At 65.5% G+C, this 826-nt stretch carries 1 protein-coding gene; it reads left to right on the top strand.

All coding sequences use genetic code 11. The features are described from left to right. A partial coding sequence (tuf, locus tag TSO352_RS10325; RefSeq protein WP_109107396.1) for an elongation factor Tu occupies window positions 1-826 on the top strand: 826 nt, incomplete at both ends.

Genomic DNA, 826 nt, shown 5'->3' with positions numbered 1-826 from the left:
TGGCATCACGATCTCGACGGCGCACGTCGAGTACGAGACGCAGAACCGCCACTACGCGCACGTCGACTGCCCGGGCCACGCCGACTATGTGAAGAACATGATCACCGGTGCCGCCCAGATGGACGGCGCGATCCTGGTGGTGTCGGCGGCCGACGGCCCGATGCCGCAGACCCGTGAGCACATCCTGCTGGCGCGCCAGGTCGGCGTTCCGGCGCTGGTGGTCTTCATGAACAAGGTCGACATGGTCGACGATCCGGAGCTGCTGGAGCTGGTCGAGCTGGAGGTGCGCGAGCTGCTGTCGTCCTACCAGTTCCCGGGCGACGACATTCCGATCACCAAGGGTTCGGCGCTGTGCGCGCTGGAAGACCGTTCGCCGGAGATCGGCCGCGACGCCGTTCTCGCCCTGATGAAGACGGTGGACGAGTACATCCCGCAGCCGGAGCGTCCGGTTGACCGTCCGTTCCTGATGCCGATCGAGGACGTGTTCTCGATCTCGGGCCGTGGCACGGTGGTGACCGGCCGCGTTGAGCGTGGCATCGTGAAGGTCGGTGAGGAAGTCGAGATCGTCGGCCTGAAGGCGACGGTGAAGACGACGGTGACCGGTGTCGAGATGTTCCGCAAGCTGCTCGAGTCGGGCCAGGCTGGCGACAACATCGGCGCGCTGCTGCGCGGCACCAAGCGTGAGGACGTGGAGCGCGGCCAGGTTCTGGCCAAGCCGGGTTCGATCACGCCGCACACCAAGTTCAAGGCCGAAGCCTACATCCTGACGAAGGAAGAGGGCGGTCGCCACACCCCGTTCTTCACGAACTACCGTCCGCAGTTCTAT

This window comes from Azospirillum sp. TSO35-2, assembly GCF_003116095.1.
Classification (GTDB): Bacteria; Pseudomonadota; Alphaproteobacteria; order Azospirillales; family Azospirillaceae; genus Azospirillum.
Note: the sequence above shows the minus strand (reverse complement) of the source record. Positions and strands in the feature narration are given on the sequence as shown.